The sequence below is a fragment of the Kitasatospora sp. NPDC059146 genome (assembly GCF_042786665.1).
In the GTDB taxonomy this organism is placed as follows: domain Bacteria; phylum Actinomycetota; class Actinomycetes; order Streptomycetales; family Streptomycetaceae; genus Kitasatospora.
In genome coordinates this window covers 1-1,867 of sequence record NZ_JBHZCY010000265.1, presented here as the reverse complement: position 1 = coordinate 1,867, position 1,867 = coordinate 1, and the positions used below count along the sequence as shown (strand labels likewise).

Below are 1,867 nucleotides of genomic sequence, written 5' to 3'. Positions count from 1 at the left end.
GATTTGATCAGCGGCGCAGAGCTGTGAATTGCTCGAGAACGGCAGACGCCTAGATCGGCGCGTTCGGCGCCCCGGCTCCAGGCAGGCCGCCCGCCTCGATCCCTTGTGCATTTCTGCCGCGCCAATGCAAAAACCCCCGCCTTTCGGGCGGGGGTTTCTGGCTTAGGGAGCCTGACGATTACCTACTTTCACACGGGAATCCGCACTATCATCGGCGTAGAGTCGTTTCACGGTCCTGTTCGGGATGGGAAGGGGTGGGACCGACTCGCTATGGTCATCAGGCAAAGAGGGTTGTTGCGCTGGCTTCGCAGCACAACCAATCCTGGAAGAAGCAGTAATCTTGAGTTGTGTGTATCACACACGAGAATCCAACTTGTCGCTTTGGATCGCGGCCGGTGCTGTCGCACGGCGCAGATCTACAAGGCAGACTTGTTATAGGATCAAGCCTTACGGGCAATTAGTATCAGTTAGCTGAACGCATTACTGCGCTTACACACCTGACCTATCAACGTCCTGGTCTCGAACGACCCTTCAAGGGGATCTAGTCCCCAGGGATATCTCATCTTAAGGCGAGTTTCCCGCTTAGATGCTTTCAGCGGTTATCTCTTCCGAACATAGCTACCCGGCGATGCCACTGGCGTGACAACCGGTACACCAGAGGTTCGTCCACTCCGGTCCTCTCGTACTAGGAGCAGCCCCCTTCAAATATCCAACGCCCACGGCAGATAGGGACCAAACTGTCTCACGACGTTTTAAACCCAGCTCACGTACCTCTTTAAATGGCGAACAGCCATACCCTTGGGACCGGCTACAGCCCCAGGATGAGATGAGCCGACATCGAGGTGCCAAACACCGCCGTCGATATGAACTCTTGGGCGGTATCAGCCTGTTATCCCCAGAGTACCTTTTATCCGTTGAGCGATGGCCCTTCCATACAGAACCACCGGATCACTATGACCTGCTTTCGCACCTGCTCGACTTGTCGGTCTCGCAGTTAAGCACGCTTATGCCATTGCACTATCAGCACGATTTCCGACCGTACCTAGCGTACCTTCGTACTCCTCCGTTACGCTTTGGGAGGAGACCGCCCCAGTCAAACTGCCTACCATGCACTGTCCCCGACCCGGATCACGGGCCAAGGTTAGAACCTCAAACAAACCAGGGTGGTATTTCAAGGACGGCTCCACCGAAACTAGCGTTCCGGTTTCATAGCCTCCCACCTATCCTACACAGATCGGTTCAAAGTCCAATGCAAAGCTACAGTAAAGGTTCATGGGGTCTTTCCGTCTAGCCGCGGGTAGATTGCATCATCACAAACACTTCAACTTCGCTGAGTCTCGGGAGGAGACAGTGTGGCCATCGTTACGCCATTCGTGCAGGTCGGAACTTACCCGACAAGGAATTTCGCTACCTTAGGACCGTTATAGTTACGGCCGCCGTTTACCGGGACTTCAATCAAGAGCTTGCACCCCATCATTTAATCTTCCGGCACCGGGCAGGCGTCACACCCTATACGTCCACTTTCGTGTTTGCAGAGTGCTGTGTTTTTATTAAACAGTCGCAGCCACCAGTTTATTGCAACCCCTTCACCCTTCTGGCGCAAGCCAGTCAAGCTACAAGGGCGTACCTTATCCCGAAGTTACGGTACCAATTTGCCGAGTTCCTTCTCCCGAGTTCTCTCAAGCGCCTTAGAATACTCATCTCGCCCACCTGTGTCGGTTTGCGGTACGGTCATCGTTAGACTGAAGCTTAGAGGCTTTTCTTGGAACCACTTCCAATTGCTTCGCTCCCTAAGGAGCTCGCGCCACACCCTTGAATTCCGCACCCGGATTTGCCTAAGTGCCTTCTCCAATGCAGCGACCGGGAC

2 rRNA genes are annotated in these 1,867 nt (G+C 54.3%); both read right to left on the bottom strand.

Going from position 1 to position 1,867, the window contains the following annotated elements:
• Nucleotides 1-169 precede the first annotated feature (169 nt).
• Nucleotides 170-282 (bottom strand): 5S ribosomal RNA (gene rrf / locus ACFXPX_RS43820).
• 154 nt (nucleotides 283-436) lie between these two features.
• Nucleotides 437-1,867: ribosomal RNA gene (locus ACFXPX_RS43815) — 23S ribosomal RNA — on the bottom strand; the annotation flags it as partial.